This window comes from Proteus myxofaciens ATCC 19692 (genome assembly GCF_001654855.1).
Classification (GTDB): domain Bacteria; phylum Pseudomonadota; class Gammaproteobacteria; order Enterobacterales; family Enterobacteriaceae; genus Proteus; species Proteus myxofaciens.
In genome coordinates this window covers 1-17,729 of record NZ_LXEN01000139.1, presented here as the reverse complement: position 1 = coordinate 17,729, position 17,729 = coordinate 1, and the positions used below count along the sequence as shown (strand labels likewise).

Sequence of the window (17,729 nt, the reverse complement as noted above, 5' to 3'; positions counted from 1 at the left end):
TAAATAATAAGGTCTTTTTTTGTATTTTATATCCTAAATATCTTATTTGCTGTTTAATACTTAAATAAAAATATTTTCTATTATTTTATTTTTTGTCCAAAAAATTATTTGATGTCATTTTAACCAAAAATACACGTTATATTTACTCTAGGTCAAATTATTGAATCTACTAATTAAGCTTATTATTGCTCTAAATTTAAACAGCGCTTCATTGTTATACATCACATTAAGATCTTAACATCAACGAGTAGCAGATATTCATTAATAAATAATCATAAATAATATATTCGATATTGTATTTTTAATCATTAGATTAAATTTAAAATAAAAATATTATCCTTTTATTTCAATAAGATATAAAGTTAAAATATTGTTTTAAATGTAATCAAAAATAACTTTATTGATTTTAATCATTTATTTTATAGAAAATAAAAATAGCTATAATTAATCATTAACATGTGAATATATTTATATCTAGATTATTTTAAGTATTCATTTTAATTGTATAGCCATTGCAAAATGTTTTTTTAAATGCCTAATTAGATAACTAAGTATAAAAAATATTACATTTTTGATTTTTTCAGTTATATTCAGCAACTGAGATAGTGATCACGGTACTTTATCCTGAAAAACACTATATTCTGTGCATCTTAAGACTGGAAATAAACTTATTGAATACTTTTTCAAATATCAAAAGTATTTAAGGCTTTTGATATTTAATTATTTATCTAATGTGGTAACTGAAGATATTGAGATAACACCAGGTACTCAATGCGCTCATTTATGCATTATTAAATTGAAACAAAAATTTTTTTAAAAACTTACTCATTTTTTCATTATTTTTACCGCGTTATTTCGGAGAGTATTATGGATACAACCCAAGCTGGTTCTATCACATCAGGTAACACTAAAGGTGATTACAAAGCATGGCGTAAGTCAGATACGGTATGGATGTTAGGTCTATATGGTACTGCTATCGGTGCTGGTGTTTTATTTTTACCTATCAACGCAGGTATTGGCGGATTAATTCCACTATTAATCATGCTCGTTCTTGCTTTTCCTATGACCTTTTTTGCACACCGTGGTATGTGCCGTTTTGTGTTATCAGGAAAAAATCCCGGAGAAGATATTACTGAAGTGGTTGAAGAGCACTTTGGTAAAACAGCTGGTAAATTAATTACTCTGCTTTATTTCTTCGCTATTTACCCCATTTTATTGGTTTACAGTGTTGCTATTACCAATACCGTTGAAAGCTTTATTGTTAACCAAATGCATATGGCTGCGCCACCTCGTGCGATTTTATCACTCGTATTGATTATTGGCATCATGTGTATTATCCGCTTTGGTGAACAAGCTATCGTTAAAGCGATGAGCGTTCTAGTATTCCCATTTGTTGCTGTCTTAATGGTATTAGCTTTATACCTAATTCCTGAATGGAATGGCGCAGTTTTAGAAACGCTGTCTTTAGATCACGCGTCTGCATCTGGTATGGGCCAAGGCCTAATCGTGACACTGTGGTTAGCAATCCCTGTGATGGTGTTCTCTTTTAACCACTCACCTATCATCTCTGCGTTTGCTGTCGCAAAACGTGAAGAATATGGCGAAAATGCTGAGAAAAAATGTTCTCGTATTTTAGCTTATGCTCATATCATGATGGTGATTACAGTTATGTTCTTCGTGTTTAGCTGTGTATTTAGCTTAACACCAGAAAACTTAGCTGAAGCAAAAGAACAAAATATCAGTATTTTATCTTATCTTGCTAACCATTTTAACAACCCTGTTATTGAATATATTGCGCCATTTATTGCCTTTGTAGCGATTACTAAATCATTCTTAGGTCACTATTTAGGTGCACGTGAAGGCTTTAATGGTCTAGTGATTAAAACATTACGTGATAAAGGCAAAACGGTTGAAAAAGATCGTTTAAATAAAATCACTGCGCTCTTTATGCTGGTCACCACTTGGATTATTGCAACATTAAACCCAAGTATCTTAGGGATGATTGAAACATTAGGTGGCCCAGTCATTGCTATGTTACTGTTCTTAATGCCTATGTATGCAATCCGTAAAGTTCCTGCAATGAAGAAATACCAAGGCCATATCAGTAATGTATTTGTTGTAATCATGGGTCTTATCGCAATTTCCGCGGTGTTCTATACCCTGACTCAAACATTTATCAAATATTTTAGCTAAATAAGATTGATGGCTACTTTCAGCAATGAATGTAGCCATCCAGCACTTATATTCAAACTAGATTTTATTACTCTAATAATCACACCGTTGCGCCTTTAATATAGGGAGGCGAATATTATGGTTAGCGTTTTTGATATTTTTAAAATTGGCATAGGCCCTTCAAGCTCACACACCGTAGGTCCAATGAAAGCAGGTAAGGAATTTGTCGATTTACTTGCTGAGCAAAACCTTCTTTCAAGTGTTTCTCGTATTGTTGTCGATGTTTATGGCTCTTTATCTTTAACAGGTAAAGGACATGCAACAGATATCGCTATTATCATGGGGTTAGCAGGTAATTTACCTGATACTGTCGATATTGATTCTATACCGGCATTTATTCAACAAGTCGAAAATACAGGGCGCCTAATGCTTGCAAATGGCGCAAAGCAAGTCGATTTTCCTGTTGAAGGTGGAATGAATTTTCATAAAAGTAATTTACCACTTCATGAAAATGGCATGACAATTACGGCTCTTAATGGTGAACACGTTTTATTGAAAAAAACGTACTACTCTATTGGGGGTGGCTTTATTGTTGATGAAGAACATTTTGGTCAACCTGAAGAAAATAAAGTTCAAGTTCCTTATCCTTATCAATATGCGGCTGATTTACGTCACCATTGCAAAGAAACGGGCCTTTCTCTCTCAGCACTTGTTATGCAAAATGAACTCGCATTACGAAGCCGTGAAGAAATAATGGCACATTTTGCTGCAGTATGGGATGTAATGAAATCAGGAATTGAGCGTGGTGTTAATACCGAAGGCTTATTACCTGGTCCATTGCGTGTACCGCGCCGTGCTTCTGCATTACGCCGTATGTTAGTCACAGGCGATAGCACAACAACAGATCCTATGGCGGTTGTCGATTGGATTAATATGTTTGCATTAGCAGTGAATGAAGAGAATGCCGCTGGTGGTCGTGTTGTTACCGCACCAACGAATGGCGCATGTGGTATTATCCCTGCTGTACTTTCTTATTATGATAAATTCATTCGCCCTGTAAATGAGAACTCATATAGTCGTTTCTTCTTAGTCGCTGGTGTTATTGGCTCTCTTTATAAAATGAATGCCTCAATTTCAGGTGCAGAAGTAGGATGCCAAGGCGAAGTTGGCGTTGCTTGTTCAATGGCTGCTGGTGCTTTAACAGAACTTTTAGGTGGAAGCCCAGAACAAGTCTGTATGGCAGCTGAAATAGCGATGGAACACAATTTAGGATTGACATGTGATCCTGTTGCTGGCCAAGTACAAGTCCCTTGTATTGAGCGAAATGCTATTGCATCAGTTCAAGCGGTCAACTCATCAAGAATGGCTTTACGCCGTGTGAGTGATCCCCGTATCTGCTTAGATAAAGTCATAGAAACGATGTATGAAACAGGAAAAGATATTAATTCAAAATATAGAGAAACCTCACAAGGTGGACTGGCAATAAAAGTCACCTGTGATTGAACACTTGAAAGAAGATTATTATCTCTCTAAGAAGATAAATGCCAGCCAACGCTGGCATTTTTTATTGTAAAAATAACATTATCGAATCATAAGCATGCTATTTCATTCATAACACTCACAACGCTATTAATATGCTGGTGTTAACTATATTATTGGCTAGAGTATTATTAGCGACAGTTATCCAACGAGATTTTATCTGGTATGAGAGAACGATAAGTATTTATTGTTTCATATCTAAACAATCACATCATACAGATTAATCAAAATCACTAAATGCACTATAAACGGGATAAAGAGAACTAAAATGAAATCAGATATTGAGATCTCGCAAGAAGCAAAACTTTTACCTATTCAGGACATTGCTAAAAACTTAAATATAGATAACGACGATATTGAATTTTATGGTAAATACAAAGCAAAATTTAGTCACTCAATCTGGTCAAAAACAGCATCTCATCCACGTGGACAATTAGTTCTTGTTACTGCAATTAATCCCACTCCCGCAGGTGAAGGCAAAACAACCGTTACTGTAGGCTTAGGTCAAGCATTGAACCATATTGGTAAAAAAGCCATTATCGCATTACGTGAACCTTCATTAGGGCCGTGCTTTGGTATTAAAGGTGGGGCTTCTGGTGGCGGTTATGCACAAGTGGTTCCTATGGAAGATCTCAATTTTCATTTTACGGGTGACTTTCATGCAATTACGTCAGCAAATAATTTATTAGCAGCCATGCTTGATAACCATATTTTTCAGGGTAATACGCTAAATATTAATCCTAAAAAAATTGTTTTTAAACGTTGTATGGATATGAATGATCGCGTATTGCGCCATACTATTGCAGGATTAGGCACAGATAAAGATGGCGTAACAAGAGAAGACGGTTTCGTGATTACGGTTGCCTCTGAAATTATGTCGATACTTTGTTTAGCACAAGATATTGATGATTTAAAACAACGCTTAGCGCGTATTATTGTCGCTTATTCTTATGATGCAACACCCATTACAGCCGCTGACTTACAAGCTGTTGGTGCAATGGCAAGTTTACTAAAAGATGCAATCAATCCTAATTTAGTTCAAACACTCGAAAATACACCCGCTATTATTCACGGTGGGCCTTTCGCCAATATAGCCCATGGTTGTAATAGTGTGAGAGCTACAAAACTTGCCTTACAACTTGCCGATATCACCGTGACAGAAGCGGGATTTGGCGCTGATTTAGGGGCTGAAAAATTCTTCGATATAAAATGTCGCATGAGTGGATTACAACCAGATTGTGCTGTTCTTGTTGTCACAACCAAAGCACTAAAATATAACGGCGGATTAGGTAAAGAGGATTGGAGTAAAGAAAATTTAGAAGCATTAGAAAAAGGCATAGTTAATTTAGAAAAACATATTGAAAATCTACAAAAATACGGTTTACCTGTGATTGTCGCTGTTAATGCCTATATTACAGATACTAAGGCTGAACACCAATTTATCGCCCAATATTGTCAACAACGCGGTTGTCGATTCGCTATCGCCAATGTATGGGAAAAAGGTGGATTAGGCGGAATTGAATTGGCAAATGAAGTTGTTGCAACACTTTCTAATGAGCCAGCGCAATTTCAGTTACTCTACCCTGATAATTTATCACTCAGTGAAAAAATAGAAAAAATCGCCAAAGAGATTTATGGCGCTAAGGGTGTAACGTATAGCAATATTGCGCAGGCTAGACTACAAGAGATTGAAGCTAGTGGGTTTGGTCATTTCCCAATCTGTATGGCAAAAACGCAATATTCACTTTCTGATAATGCCAAATTGCTTGGTCGTCCTACTGATTTTTCCATCACAGTGCGTGAAGTGTATGTCTCAGCAGGTGCTGGCTTTGTAGTAGCATTAACCGGCTCTATCACAACAATGCCTGGATTGCCTAAAATACCTGCTGCAATGAGTATTGATATTGATAATAATGGCAATATCAGCGGACTTTTCTGATATCACATAAAAAAATCCCCAAAAGAATACTCACTTTGGGGATTGAGTAAATAAGGATGAAAAACTCAGTAAAGATAGGCTTTATTAACCAAAAATTGCATTAAACCAACCAGATACTGTTTTAACCACAAAATCCCAAATACGACTAAAGAAACCCCCTTCTTCAACCGCATCTTTTACAACCAGTGGGCGTTGTTCAATCACTTCATCATTTAACAAAAAGTTGACGGTACCCACTACTTGATTTTTTGTTAATGGCGCTTCTAAAACTGGATTAGTTAGCGTAAATGATGCTTTTAAGTTTTTTAACTCACCTTTAGGGATAGTAATTGAAGCATCATTAGCAACACCTAAAGCCACTTCACCTTTATCGCCATACCAAACTTTTTGGGTTGTCATTGGCACATCAGCTTTAACAGGAGTTACAGTTTCAAAGAAACGGAATCCCCACCCTAATAACTTTTCACTTTCGGCAAAGCGAATTTTATCTGATGGTGCTCCTAAAACAACCGCGATAAGGCGCATATCACCTTCTGTCGCAGAAGAAACAAGGTTAAAACCAGCCCCATTAGTATGGCCTGTTTTTACCCCGTCCACATTCATATTTTTGTTCCACAATAAGCGGTTACGATTAGGCTGGCGAATATTATTGAAGGTAAATTCTTTTTCTTTATGAATATCATATTCTGAAGGTACATCGCGGATCATGGCCGCAGTTAATAATGCCATATCTTCTGCTGTAGTAAATTGGCCTTCAGAGTCTAATCCATGCACTGTTTTAAAATGCGTATTTGTTAAACCTAATTTTTTTGCGTAAGAGTTCATTAGATCTACAAAGGTTTCTTGACTCCCTGCTACATGCTCTGCAAGTGCAATACTCGCATCATTACCAGATTGGATAACCATGCCTCGGTTTAACTCAATCACCTTAACTTGATCACCTGGTTTTAAAAACATCAGTGAAGAACCTTTTAATACCGGATTACCTGTTGCCCAAGCATTACGACCCACAATCACCGTATCATCAGGTGACATTCGACCTTCTTTTATGGCTTGTCCAACAACATAGCTACTCATTATTTTTGTTAAACTTGCAGGATCTAATCGCTCTTCAGGTTTTTCTGAGGCAAGAATTTTACCACTATTATAATCCATCAGAACATACGATTTTGCATCGATTTGAGGAGGTACAGGATTACTCACCGCAAATGCAGGAGTAGAAATAATTAGCAGTAAACCCATTCCCGCGGTAACCTTACTGAGAATAGATGGAAGATGTTTTTTCATTACTGATCACCCTTTTATATCAATTTGTTAAAGCTTCCCTACTATAGGGCTTTCTGGAATAAGACGCCAACATTGATATATAGAGATTTATCTTATATTCATATTGCGCACTCTATAGAGGAAAATTCTGTTACTTAACGTCGCTTAGGAGCCATTATGTTAAAAGTCTGGGGTAGAAAAAATTCATCTAATGTTAAAAAAGTTCTATGGTGCTTAAAAGTACTCAATATCCCTTATGAGCGAATTGATGCTGGTGGTCCATTTGGTGGATTGACTGATGCCAACTATTTAGCAATGAATCCCAACGCCACCATTCCCACATTACAAGATAATGAATTTACTTTATGGGAATCTAATACCATTATTCGCTATTTATGTGCTAAATATAAGGGTGAACAATTCTATCCTATTGATTTAGAAGAACGTGCATCCATCGAAAAGTGGATGGATTGGTCAAATGGCACACTTTTTTCTCCTATTCAACAATTAATGATCAATGTAGTTAGAACGCCAAGAGAAAAACAAGATAAAAACTTAGTTGCTAGCTTACAAGAAAAACTTAATAAAATTATGATGATTGCAGATAATCAGTTAGCTAAAACACCTTATTTTGTGGGTAACAAAATTACGCTTGCTGATATCGCCATTGCACCTTTAATCTATCCATGGCTAGAAGCGTGTAAAGAAAGAGCGCCAGTTCCTCATATCGAGCGTTGGTTTGCACAATTAAGTGAAGACGCTATTTTCAGAGATATAGTTCTATTACCGATAAATTAAGTTAATTCATTGGCATTTTGTCGGGATCAGGGTAATGATAATGAAACCCTAGATCTCGACAAATGAGCTGGCCATCAATTTCTCGTCTTAATGGTTTTTCTTCATCAGCAAACTCAGGTGGCGTGAGTGCAAGTTGAGCTGATGCTTTTGAATAAAAATCACGTTTTTTAGGATGAATAGGTGCACATAAATTATATAAATGCCCTCCTTCATTTTGAGCAAGCAATGCTTCAATCGCAAAAATAACATCATCTAAATGGACTAAATTTACACTTTGATGAGCCCCTTTCACTTGCTTTTTACCTGATAAAAAACGGCCAGCATGACGATTAGGCCCGACTAAACCCGCTAAGCGCAAAATATCAACGGTAGTTAATGGCAAACGATGCAACCAGTTTTCAACTTCTGCTAACATTTTGGCAGACTGAGTTTCTGGCATGATATCCATTTCCTCAGTAATATTCCCTGTTTGATTACCATATACTGAAGTAGAGCTTATATAAATAACTCTTGTAACATGGCGTGACATCGCACTATCAACCAGTGTTTGTATGCCTTCAACATAATCATAACCGCCACCAGCAGCGCTAGGTGGTAAAGTAATAATTAATACGTCAGTTTCCATAAGATAATCGAAATCATCTCGGTCACATTCAATGGCTGGCGTTAAAGTCATTAAACAGCAATCAACACCACTCATCCTTGCTGCTTCTACACCATCTTCGGTTGTTTTTGTTCCTTTAACTTGATAGCCCGCTTCACTCAGTGCACTTGCAAGAGGCAAACCTAACCAGCCCAGTCCAACAATCGTTATCCGTCTCATGTTTATCCCCTACTGATTTGGCGACTATAAAATTTAAGTATACGCCAAAAAATTACTGTATATTAACTCACTAGGAATTAATTAATAAAACTAAACATTATTAATTAGTTTTATCTTTTTTGCTCATATTTATATACTCGCTTAATATTTTAACTAAGTAAATAAGATTATTAATTAAAAACTTAAAAAACATAAGGTTACAATTAATTTAAATTATTATTAAAAAATAGGTTGCTTTTTACTTTGTAAATCAGGTAGCTTGAAAGACAGACAAATTCTAAGCGCTTGTTAAAATAACAGGCTCTCAAACAAAATTCAGTTATTAGGTAAATAATTATGTATAGCATTCAACTAAACCATCATCACCATCATCCTGACTAGTCTTTCAGGCGATGAGTGCTGGAAGACGTTTAAGCAACGCTTCCGGTGGTCTGAATGCAAATGACTTATAAAACCCGGAAGGTAACTTCCGGGTTTTTTTATAACTAAATTTCAGTAAAAAACAGGGATAGAGACAGGGTAAACATTATGCTAGATAAAAAAAGATTACGAATTGCAATGCAAAAATCAGGTCGTTTAAGTGATGATTCTCGTGCTCTGTTAGCGCGTTGTGGGATCAAAATTAATTTAAACCAACAAAGACTTATTGCTTACGCAGAAAATATGCCTATCGATATTTTACGGGTAAGAGATGACGATATCCCAGGCTTAGTAATGGATGGCGTGGTTGATCTTGGCATTATTGGCGAAAATGTATTAGAAGAAGAGTTATTAAAACGCCGTGCTCAAGGTGATAACCCAAACTATGTCACTTTACGTCGTCTTGATTTTGGTGGCTGTAGATTATCATTAGCAGCCCCTGTGGATTTCGATTATCAAGGTGTTGAATGTATGAATAATACTCGTATTGCAACATCTTACCCTAATCTTTTAAAACGCTATTTAGATCAAAAAGGTATCACTTTTAAATCCTGTTTATTAAATGGCTCTGTTGAAGTTGCACCTCGAGCAGGGCTTGCTGATGCTATTTGTGATTTAGTCTCAACAGGAGCCACTCTAGAAGCTAACGGCTTAAAAGAAGTCGAAGTTATCTATCGCTCAAAAGCATGCCTTATTCAAAGAGAGGGTGAAATAGAAGCCGATAAACAAGCACTGATAGATAAGTTACTCACCCGTATTCAAGGCGTTATTCAAGCCCGCGAATCAAAATACATCATGTTACATGCGCCGAGTGATTGCTTAGAAGAAGTTATTTCTCTATTACCAGGAGCAGAACGCCCAACAATATTACCGTTAGCAGGTGATAAAAATCGCGTAGCAATGCACATGGTAAGTAGTGAAAGCTTATTCTGGGAAACCATGGAAAAACTAAAAGAACTAGGCGCAAGTTCAATTCTTGTTCTACCTATCGAAAAAATGATGGAATAAGGTGGCATGATGAAAATGGGTTTTAATACATTAAATTATTGGGATAAATGCACGAAAGAAGAGCAACGCGCTTTATTAACGCGCCCTGCTATTTCTGCATCTAGCGCAATCACAGAGCAAGTTGCCGGTATCATTTCACAGGTACGTAATGAAGGAGATTATGCGCTTAAAGCACTCAGTCAAAAATTCGATAAAACAGCGCCAGAAAGTTTACTGGTTACAAAAACGCAAATTGACAAAGCCAGCGCAACGCTTGATGACGAAATAAAACGTGCAATAACACAAGCCATGGGAAATATACAACGCTTTCATGAAGCGCAAATTCCAGCACCGATTAACATTGAAACTCAACCTGGCGTATTTTGCCAACAAATCAGTCGTCCTATTGATACTGTTGGGTTGTATATTCCTGGTGGTTCTGCGCCTTTATTATCCACTGTCATGATGCTGGGAATACCTGCTCGCATTGCAGGTTGCCGTAAAATTATCCTTTGTTCACCACCGCCGATTGCAGATGAAATACTCTACATTGCTAAACAAATTGGTATTGATGAAATTTTTCAAGTTGGCGGTGCTCAAGCGATTGCTGCTATGGCTTTTGGTACTGACACCATTCCAAGTGTTGATAAAATTTTTGGCCCTGGCAACGCTTATGTTACAGAAGCAAAACGCCAAGTTAGCCAATCACTACAAGGTGCTGCTATTGATATGCCAGCAGGGCCTTCTGAAGTGTTAGTTATTGCAGATTCAGATGCGACACCTGCGTTCATTGCGGCTGATTTGCTTTCACAAGCAGAACATGGTCCTGATTCACAAGTCGTTCTATTAACGCCTTATGAAACATTAGCAAATGCGGTTATTGAAGAAACTCGTATACAACTTAAACAACTTAGTCGTGCTGATATTGCAAAACAAGCATTAGCTGAAAGTCGCGTAATTATTACTCGCAATCTTGATGAATGTATTGAAATTAGCAATCAATATGGTCCTGAACACTTAATAATCCAAACTAATGATGCTGATTCACGTGTTGATAGCATTACAAATGCAGGTTCTGTTTTTCTTGGTGCTTGGTCACCAGAATCAGCAGGAGATTATGCCTCAGGGACTAATCACGTGTTACCAACTTATGGCTATACAGCAACCTATTCCAGCTTAGGGCTAGCTGATTTTATGAAGCGAATGACAGTACAAAAGCTCACAGCAAAAGGGCTTTCTGATTTAGCTCAAACGATTGAAACATTGGCACAAGCAGAACAATTAACGGCACATAAAAATGCGGTAACCCTACGAGTTAAAGCACTTGCAAAAGGAGACATCAGTAATGACAACACAATTTGATGTAACAACACTTGCAAGAAAAAACGTCAGAGAATTAACACCTTATCAATCAGCAAGGCGATTAGGTGGCAATGGTACAGTTTGGTTAAATGCCAATGAATACCCAATTGCACCCAATTTCACCTTTAATGAAAAAAATCTCAACCGCTACCCTGAATGCCAGCCAACTAAGGTAATTGAACGTTATGCACAATATGCGGGTGTAAAACCTGAAAATGTATTAGTTAGCCGTGGTGCAGATGAAGCAATTGAATTACTCATACGTGCTTTTTGTGAACCAGGTAAGGATGCCATTCTTTATTGTCCACCAACTTATGGCATGTACAGTGTCAGTGCTGAAACATTTGGTATTGAGCAACGCGTTATTCCAGCATTAGAAAATTGGTCTCCTAATGTAGAGGCTATCACTTCTCAACTTGATAATGTGAAACTGATTTATCTTTGTAGCCCAAATAATCCAACTGGCAATATTGTGGATGCTTCACTTATTCGTGAAGTATTAGAACAAACCAAGGATAAAGCCATTGTCGCGATTGATGAAGCCTATATTGAGTTTTGCCCACAAGCCTCTCTCGTATCATGGTTAAAAGAGCATCCGAATTTAGTTATTTTGCGAACCTTATCGAAAGCTTTTGCTTTAGCAGGGTTACGTTGTGGGTTTGCTATTGCAAATCCGCCTATTATTGAATTATTACTAAAGGTCATTGCTCCTTATCCTCTTTCAACACCAGTGGCTGATATTGCCGCTCAAGCGTTAACAGAAAAAGGTATCGAGACAATGAAGCAACATGTTTATGAAACTGTTCAAAACAGAACACATTTAGTTGATGAGTTAAAAAAATCACCTTGTGTTCAACAGGTTTATCGCAGTGAAACCAACTATGTTTTAGTAAAGTTCACTGATGCGAGCATGATTTTCAAAACATTATGGGATCAAGGCATTATTTTACGCGATCAACAGCGCCAATACGGACTTAGTGGTTGTTTGCGTCTCTCTATCGGCACCGCAGATGAATGTGATAACGTGATTAACGCAATAAAAAATATAGCAACTGCAAACGCATAACCAATAAAAAACAATAAAAATAACGAAAAGGAACACAATCATGAGCCCAAAAATACTTTTTATTGATAGAGATGGCACACTTATCACAGAGCCACCGACAGACTACCAAGTTGATAGCCTAGAAAAACTGGCTTTTGAAAAAGGCGTTATCCCAGCATTAACTGCCTTACAAGAAGCGGGCTATAAGCTGGTGATGATAACTAATCAAGATGGATTAGGCACAGAGAGTTTTCCACAAGCCGATTTTGAACCACCTCATCAATTAATGATGCAAATCTTTTCATCACAAGGCATTAAATTTGAAGAAGTGCTGATTTGTCCTCACAAGCCAGAAGATAATTGTGAATGCCGTAAGCCGAAAACTCAATTAGTCACTAAATACCTTGCTGAGAATGTCATTGATAAAGCTAATAGTTACGTTATTGGTGATAGAAAAACAGATAGCCAACTTGCTGATAACATGGGAATTCAAAGCTTTCTTTATGATCCATTAACCATAAATTGGTCAACCATTGCACAGCGTCTTACAAAAAAGGATCGCTATGCGCACGTTGAACGTAAAACAAAAGAAACACAAATTGCTATCGATATTTGGCTTGATAGAGAAGGCGAAAGCCAAATAAGCACGGGTATTGGCTTTTTCGACCACATGCTTGACCAAATTGCAACACACGGCGGTTTTCGTATGAATGTTAAGGTAATGGGTGACTTAATCATTGATGATCACCACACCGTGGAAGATACCGGACTTGCATTAGGAGAAGCTTTACGTGAAGCACTGGGTGATAAACGAGGTATTGCTCGTTTTGGCTTTACATTACCTATGGATGAATGCTTAGCAAGTTGCGCATTAGATATTTCAGGCCGCCCTCATCTTGAATATAAAGCTGATTTTAAATATCAGCGTGTCGGCGATTTAAGCACAGAGATGATTGAACACTTTTTTAGCTCCCTTTCTTACACAATGGGTTGCACACTACACTTAAAATCAAAAGGTAAAAACGATCACCACAAAGCGGAAAGTTTGTTTAAAGTCTTTGGTCGTACATTACGACAAGCTATTCGCGTTGAAGGTAATACCCTACCAAGCTCAAAAGGTGTTCTGTAATGAAAATTGTTATTTTAGATACAGGTTGCGCTAACTTAGCCTCAGTTGCTTATGCCATTGAACGGCTTGGTTATTCCCCCATCATCTCTTGTGAAAAAAATACGGTGTTATCAGCAGATAAGCTTTTTTTACCTGGTGTAGGTACTGCAAAAGCCGCAATGGAACAACTCAAAGAGCGAGACCTTATTCCATTAATAAAAGCACTTACACAGCCGGTCTTAGGGATTTGCCTTGGTATGCAAATTTTGGCATCAATTAGCGAAGAAGGTGAAAATATTCCTTTATTAGGACTCATTGATAGTACCGTTAATAAATTAGATACCGCAGGATTACCTCTCCCTCATATGGGATGGGATCAAATCCTTGCAAAACCAGCACATCCACTCTTTCGCGATATAGATAAAGAGGCATGGTTTTATTTTGTGCATAGCTATGGTTTACCGCTTAACGAGTCAACTATTGCAGAAACCGAATACGGCTCTCGCTTTAGTAGTGCAATCCAAAAAGATAACTTTTACGGTGTGCAATTTCACCCTGAACGCTCAGGAAAAGCAGGTGCACAACTTATCAAAAACTTCTTGGAGATGTAGGCCTTATGATTATCCCCGCATTAGATTTAATTGAAGGAAAAGTCGTTCGCTTGCACCAAGGTGATTACACAAAGCAACGTGACTATAGTGATTCACCACTGACGTTATATCAGCAATATGAAAAAGAAGGTGCTAAATTATTACACCTTGTTGATTTAACAGGAGCAAAAGATCCTACTGCTCGCCAAATACCATTGCTTAAGCAATTAGTTGCTGGCGTTAATATTCCAGTACAAGTCGGTGGTGGAATACGCACAGAAGATGATGTGAAATCACTTCTTGATGCTGGAGCAAGCCGTGTTGTTATTGGCTCTACTGCAGTAAGTCATCCTGAAATGGTAAAAGGATGGTTTAAACACTATGGCGCTGATGCCATTGTATTAGCTCTTGATATCAGAATTGATGAACAAGGTAAAAAATGGGTTGCGATCAGTGGTTGGCAAGAAAATTCACCCTATACTCTTGAAGAAATTATTGAAATTTATCAATCAGTTGGTTTAAAACATGTACTTTGTACTGATATCTCTCGTGATGGCACACTAAGTGGTTCAAACGTTGCCCTTTATAAAGAAATCAGCCAACGTTTTCCAAATATTCAATTTCAAGCCTCTGGCGGTATTGGTGATTTAAACGATATCTCAGCACTTCCTCAATCTGGTGTTTCTGGCGTTATTGTTGGAAGAGCATTACTAGAAGGTAAATTTACTTTAGAAGAGGCAATGACATGTTGGCAAAACGCATAATTCCTTGTCTTGATGTTCGTGATGGGCAAGTCGTCAAAGGTGTACAATTTCGTCACCATGAAATTATTGGAGATATCGTTCCTCTTGCTGAACGTTATGCTAAAGAAGGCGCTGATGAATTAGTCTTTTATGATATTACCGCCTCTTCTGATGGGCGTGTTGTTGATAAAAGCTGGGTATCTCGCGTCGCTGAAGTCATTAATATTCCATTTTGTGTTGCTGGCGGTATTCGTTCTGTTGAAGATGCTGGAAAAATTCTCTCCTTTGGTGCAGATAAAATCTCCATTAATTCGCCTGCATTATCCGATCCTACGCTTATTTCACGTTTAGCCGATCGCTATGGTGTGCAATGCGTCGTCATTGGTATCGACACTTGGTTTGATGAACAAACGGGAGATTATTTTGTTTATCAATTTACTGGTGATGAAAAACGCACACAACAAACACCATGGAAAACACAAGATTGGATAAAAGAAGTACAACAACGTGGTGCTGGTGAAATTGTATTAAATATGATGAATCAAGATGGTGTTAGACAAGGTTATGATTTAAAGCAGTTAGCAGCAATGCGAGAAATTACCAATGTTCCACTCATTGCATCAGGGGGTGCGGGTGAAATGTCCCATTTTCTAGATGCCTTCAAACTTGCTAATGTAGATGGCGCACTTGCAGCCTCTGTTTTTCACAAACAAATCATTAACATTGACGAACTAAAACAATATCTTGCAGAAAATGGCATTAAGGTAAGACTATAATGAATACATTAAAATCAGAACAACTCGACTGGGAAAAAGTCGATTCACTAATGCCTGTTATTATTCAAAACGCGATTTCTGGCGATGTATTAATGCTGGGTTATATGAACAAAGAAGCATTAGCGGCAACACTTACTAGTGGCAATGTGACGTTTTATTCACGAACTAAACAACGTTTATGGACTAAAGGCGAAACATCAGGCAACTTTCTTAAAGTCGCCAATATTTATCCTGACTGCGATAACGATACATTACTTATTTTAGCTAACCCAATAGGACCAACTTGCCATAACGGAACAGAAAGTTGCTTTGCTCCTGCTCAAAGCCAATGGGGTTTTCTCTATGAACTCGAAAACCTGTTAGCTGAACGCAAAAATGCATCGCCTGATAGCTCTTATACCGCGAGCCTTTATGCTAGTGGCACAAAGCGTATTGCACAAAAAGTAGGTGAAGAAGGTGTAGAAACGGCACTCGCTGCAACGGTTAATGATAGAGAAGAGTTAAAAAATGAAGCATCTGACTTGATTTATCACTTGCTTGTCTTATTACAAGACCAATCATTATCGCTATCAGATGTTATAGGTTGCCTACAAGAGCGTCATAAGAAAGCACAATAAGACCTTATCTTCTTTTATATTTTTTATATAAAAGATAAAAAGAAATAAAAACAAAAGCCGACACAATAATAGTTGTATCGGCTTAATATTAAAATGCAATATCAAGTATCAAGTTAAAAAATCGCTACTTGCCTTTTCTCTTTATAGAGATTAATTACATTGCATTACGGAATAGCACAATAATATCTTCAACACTACCTTGAACTGGATTAGTGATTGCACATGCATCTTTTAATGCATTTTCAGCTAAAGTGCGGAAATCTTCTTCTTTAACGCCGAGTTCTTTTAAGCCAGCAGGAATTCCCACATCTTTTGCCATTTTACGAATTTCTTCGATACAAGCTTGTGCACCTTGCTCATCGCTCATCGCAGAAACATCAACACCCATTGCTTGTGCTATATCTTTTAATCTGCCAGCTGCGGCCTGAATATTGTAAACTTGAACGTGTGGCAATAACACTGCATTGCACACGCCATGAGGTAAATTATAAAATCCACCTAATTGATGAGCCATAGCATGAACATAACCTAATGATGCATTATTAAAAGCCATACCCGCTAAAAACTGTGCATAAGCCATATTTTCACGAGCTTTCGCATCGCTACCATTATGTACAACAGTACGTAGAGACTCACTGATCATCGTGACAGCTTTTAATGCACATGCATCAGTAATTGGATTAGCTGCACTAGAAACATAAGCTTCAACAGCATGAGTTAATGCATCCATACCTGTTGCTGCTGTTAGTCCTTTTGGCATACCTAACATCAAATCCGGATCATTAACGGATAAAATTGGCGTTACATTTTTATCAACAATTGCCATTTTAATATGACGCACAGTATCAGTAATGATACAAAAACGTGTCATTTCAGAAGCTGTACCTGCTGTTGTATTAATAGCAATCACTGGTAACTGAGGTTTTGCTGAACGATCTAATCCTTCATAATCAGCGATTTTTCCACCATTAGAAGCGACTAATGCAATCCCCTTAGCACAATCATGAGGAGAACCACCACCAAGAGAAATGACACAATCACACTGATTGTCTCTTAATAATGCTAAACCAGCGTCAACGTTCTCAACAGTAGGATTAGGTGCAGTGCCATCATAAGTTACGCTTGCAATACCTGAATCAGCAAGTAATTGACTTACTTTCTTAACAACACCTAATTGGTTTAAAACGCTATCGGTAACAATTAATGCCTTAGTAAAGCCAAAATCCTTCATTGAAGCTACGGCTTCTGTAAGACAACCTGAACCAATTTTATTTACAGGGGGAATAAAAAATGTTGAAACGGCCATCATTGACTTCCTTTTTAATTCTTTTAACTGTTTTTAATATGTTCTATTCTTGAAATACGTAAATTGATCGTAATCAATAAAAACAATAAATATCATTTTCCTTATCATATTAGTATATAAATTCAGATTGTAAAATATAATTTTACTATTAATTCAATAAGATAATGCTAATTATAGGTTATTATTTTTAACAAAATAGTTTGAAGAACTTATCAAAACAATCACAACAACTCAGTAC

Annotated in this window: 15 protein-coding genes and 1 other annotated feature; of the genes, 12 read left to right on the top strand and 3 right to left on the bottom strand. The window is 37.1% G+C overall.

What is annotated here, in order from left to right; translation table 11 throughout:
- The first annotated feature begins 867 nt into the window (after positions 1–867).
- The 3 genes from M983_RS13955 to M983_RS13945 all read left to right on the top strand — a co-directional run bounded on the left by M983_RS13955 (position 868) and on the right by M983_RS13945 (position 5,650).
- Complete coding sequence (locus M983_RS13955) at positions 868–2,193, top strand: HAAAP family serine/threonine permease (RefSeq protein ID WP_066752157.1); 1,326 nt, start codon at positions 868–870, stop codon at positions 2,191–2,193.
- Between the two features lie 117 nt (positions 2,194–2,310).
- Positions 2,311–3,675, top strand: coding sequence for an L-serine ammonia-lyase (locus M983_RS13950; RefSeq protein ID WP_066752150.1), 1,365 nt, complete (start codon positions 2,311–2,313; stop codon positions 3,673–3,675).
- 304 nt (positions 3,676–3,979) lie between these two features.
- Positions 3,980–5,650, top strand: a complete 1,671-nt coding sequence (locus M983_RS13945; protein WP_066752147.1) for a formate--tetrahydrofolate ligase — start codon at positions 3,980–3,982, stop codon at positions 5,648–5,650.
- Positions 5,651–5,734: 84 nt separating this feature from the next.
- Here the strand turns inward: M983_RS13945 and M983_RS13940 are convergent, their stop codons facing one another.
- Positions 5,735–6,937, bottom strand: coding sequence for a serine hydrolase (locus tag M983_RS13940; RefSeq protein ID WP_066752144.1), 1,203 nt, complete (start codon positions 6,935–6,937; stop codon positions 5,735–5,737).
- 156 nt (positions 6,938–7,093) lie between these two features.
- Between M983_RS13940 and M983_RS13935 the strand changes: the two genes are divergently transcribed.
- Positions 7,094–7,714: a glutathione S-transferase family protein gene (locus tag M983_RS13935; protein WP_066752141.1), complete on the top strand. Its 621-nt coding sequence runs from the start codon at positions 7,094–7,096 to the stop codon at positions 7,712–7,714.
- A 1-nt stretch (position 7,715) separates the two neighbouring features.
- Here the strand turns inward: M983_RS13935 and M983_RS13930 are convergent, their stop codons facing one another.
- Positions 7,716–8,537 (bottom strand): SDR family oxidoreductase, encoded by an 822-nt coding sequence (locus M983_RS13930; protein WP_066752138.1) that lies wholly within the window; start codon positions 8,535–8,537, stop codon positions 7,716–7,718.
- A gap of 356 nt (positions 8,538–8,893) precedes the next feature.
- Positions 8,894–9,022 (top strand) — a sequence feature (His leader region).
- A 43-nt stretch (positions 9,023–9,065) separates the two neighbouring features.
- Here M983_RS13930 and hisG point away from each other — a divergent pair.
- Genes hisG through hisIE form a run of 8 tightly spaced genes read left to right on the top strand, consistent with a single transcriptional unit; the run spans position 9,066 to position 16,185 of the window.
- Positions 9,066–9,965, top strand: a complete 900-nt coding sequence (hisG, locus tag M983_RS13925; RefSeq protein ID WP_066752135.1) for an ATP phosphoribosyltransferase — start codon at positions 9,066–9,068, stop codon at positions 9,963–9,965.
- Between the two features lie 6 nt (positions 9,966–9,971).
- The gene (hisD, locus tag M983_RS13920; protein WP_066752132.1) at positions 9,972–11,306 is read left to right on the top strand and encodes a histidinol dehydrogenase; all 1,335 of its coding nucleotides are present in this window, start codon (positions 9,972–9,974) and stop codon (positions 11,304–11,306) included.
- Positions 11,290–12,372 carry a histidinol-phosphate transaminase gene (hisC, locus tag M983_RS13915; protein WP_066752130.1) on the top strand — a complete coding sequence of 361 codons (1,083 nt, stop codon included), beginning with the start codon at positions 11,290–11,292 and terminating at the stop codon, positions 12,370–12,372. The genes hisD and hisC overlap by 17 nt, the downstream gene beginning before the upstream one ends.
- A gap of 40 nt (positions 12,373–12,412) precedes the next feature.
- Positions 12,413–13,480 carry a bifunctional histidinol-phosphatase/imidazoleglycerol-phosphate dehydratase HisB gene (gene hisB, locus M983_RS13910; RefSeq protein ID WP_066752128.1) on the top strand — a complete coding sequence of 356 codons (1,068 nt, stop codon included), beginning with the start codon at positions 12,413–12,415 and terminating at the stop codon, positions 13,478–13,480.
- On the top strand, positions 13,480–14,070 hold the full coding sequence (gene hisH / locus M983_RS13905; RefSeq protein WP_066752126.1) for an imidazole glycerol phosphate synthase subunit HisH: 591 nt from the start codon (positions 13,480–13,482) through the stop codon (positions 14,068–14,070). The genes hisB and hisH overlap by 1 nt, the downstream gene beginning before the upstream one ends.
- Positions 14,071–14,075: 5 nt before the next feature.
- The gene (gene hisA, locus M983_RS13900) at positions 14,076–14,813 is read left to right on the top strand and encodes a 1-(5-phosphoribosyl)-5-[(5-phosphoribosylamino)methylideneamino]imidazole-4-carboxamide isomerase (protein WP_066752123.1); all 738 of its coding nucleotides are present in this window, start codon (positions 14,076–14,078) and stop codon (positions 14,811–14,813) included.
- On the top strand, positions 14,795–15,568 hold the full coding sequence (gene hisF / locus M983_RS13895; RefSeq protein ID WP_066752120.1) for an imidazole glycerol phosphate synthase subunit HisF: 774 nt from the start codon (positions 14,795–14,797) through the stop codon (positions 15,566–15,568). Before hisA ends, hisF begins: the two co-directional genes overlap by 19 nt.
- Complete coding sequence (gene hisIE, locus M983_RS13890) at positions 15,568–16,185, top strand: bifunctional phosphoribosyl-AMP cyclohydrolase/phosphoribosyl-ATP diphosphatase HisIE (RefSeq protein WP_066752118.1); 618 nt, start codon at positions 15,568–15,570, stop codon at positions 16,183–16,185. The genes hisF and hisIE overlap by 1 nt, the downstream gene beginning before the upstream one ends.
- Before the next feature lie 154 nt (positions 16,186–16,339).
- On the opposite strand, the gene yiaY is transcribed toward hisIE, so the two are convergent.
- Positions 16,340–17,491 (bottom strand): L-threonine dehydrogenase, encoded by a 1,152-nt coding sequence (gene yiaY, locus M983_RS13885; protein ID WP_066752115.1) that lies wholly within the window; start codon positions 17,489–17,491, stop codon positions 16,340–16,342.
- Positions 17,492–17,729 lie beyond the last annotated feature (238 nt).

What these genes read in the sequence shown, in the direction of transcription:
- M983_RS13955 (WP_066752157.1), top strand. Translation starts at nt 868, where the DNA reads ATGGATACAACCCAAGCTGGTTCTATCACATCAGGTAACACTAAAGGT.
- M983_RS13950 (WP_066752150.1), top strand. Translation starts at nt 2,311, where the DNA reads ATGGTTAGCGTTTTTGATATTTTTAAAATTGGCATAGGCCCTTCAAGC.
- M983_RS13945 (WP_066752147.1), top strand. Translation starts at nt 3,980, where the DNA reads ATGAAATCAGATATTGAGATCTCGCAAGAAGCAAAACTTTTACCTATT.
- M983_RS13940 (WP_066752144.1), bottom strand. Translation starts at nt 6,937, where the DNA reads ATGAAAAAACATCTTCCATCTATTCTCAGTAAGGTTACCGCGGGAATG.
- M983_RS13935 (WP_066752141.1), top strand. Translation starts at nt 7,094, where the DNA reads ATGTTAAAAGTCTGGGGTAGAAAAAATTCATCTAATGTTAAAAAAGTT.
- M983_RS13930 (WP_066752138.1), bottom strand. Translation starts at nt 8,537, where the DNA reads ATGAGACGGATAACGATTGTTGGACTGGGCTGGTTAGGTTTGCCTCTT.
- hisG (WP_066752135.1), top strand. Translation starts at nt 9,066, where the DNA reads ATGCTAGATAAAAAAAGATTACGAATTGCAATGCAAAAATCAGGTCGT.
- hisD (WP_066752132.1), top strand. Translation starts at nt 9,972, where the DNA reads ATGATGAAAATGGGTTTTAATACATTAAATTATTGGGATAAATGCACG.
- hisC (WP_066752130.1), top strand. Translation starts at nt 11,290, where the DNA reads ATGACAACACAATTTGATGTAACAACACTTGCAAGAAAAAACGTCAGA.
- hisB (WP_066752128.1), top strand. Translation starts at nt 12,413, where the DNA reads ATGAGCCCAAAAATACTTTTTATTGATAGAGATGGCACACTTATCACA.
- hisH (WP_066752126.1), top strand. Translation starts at nt 13,480, where the DNA reads ATGAAAATTGTTATTTTAGATACAGGTTGCGCTAACTTAGCCTCAGTT.
- hisA (WP_066752123.1), top strand. Translation starts at nt 14,076, where the DNA reads ATGATTATCCCCGCATTAGATTTAATTGAAGGAAAAGTCGTTCGCTTG.
- hisF (WP_066752120.1), top strand. Translation starts at nt 14,795, where the DNA reads ATGTTGGCAAAACGCATAATTCCTTGTCTTGATGTTCGTGATGGGCAA.
- hisIE (WP_066752118.1), top strand. Translation starts at nt 15,568, where the DNA reads ATGAATACATTAAAATCAGAACAACTCGACTGGGAAAAAGTCGATTCA.
- yiaY (WP_066752115.1), bottom strand. Translation starts at nt 17,491, where the DNA reads ATGGCCGTTTCAACATTTTTTATTCCCCCTGTAAATAAAATTGGTTCA.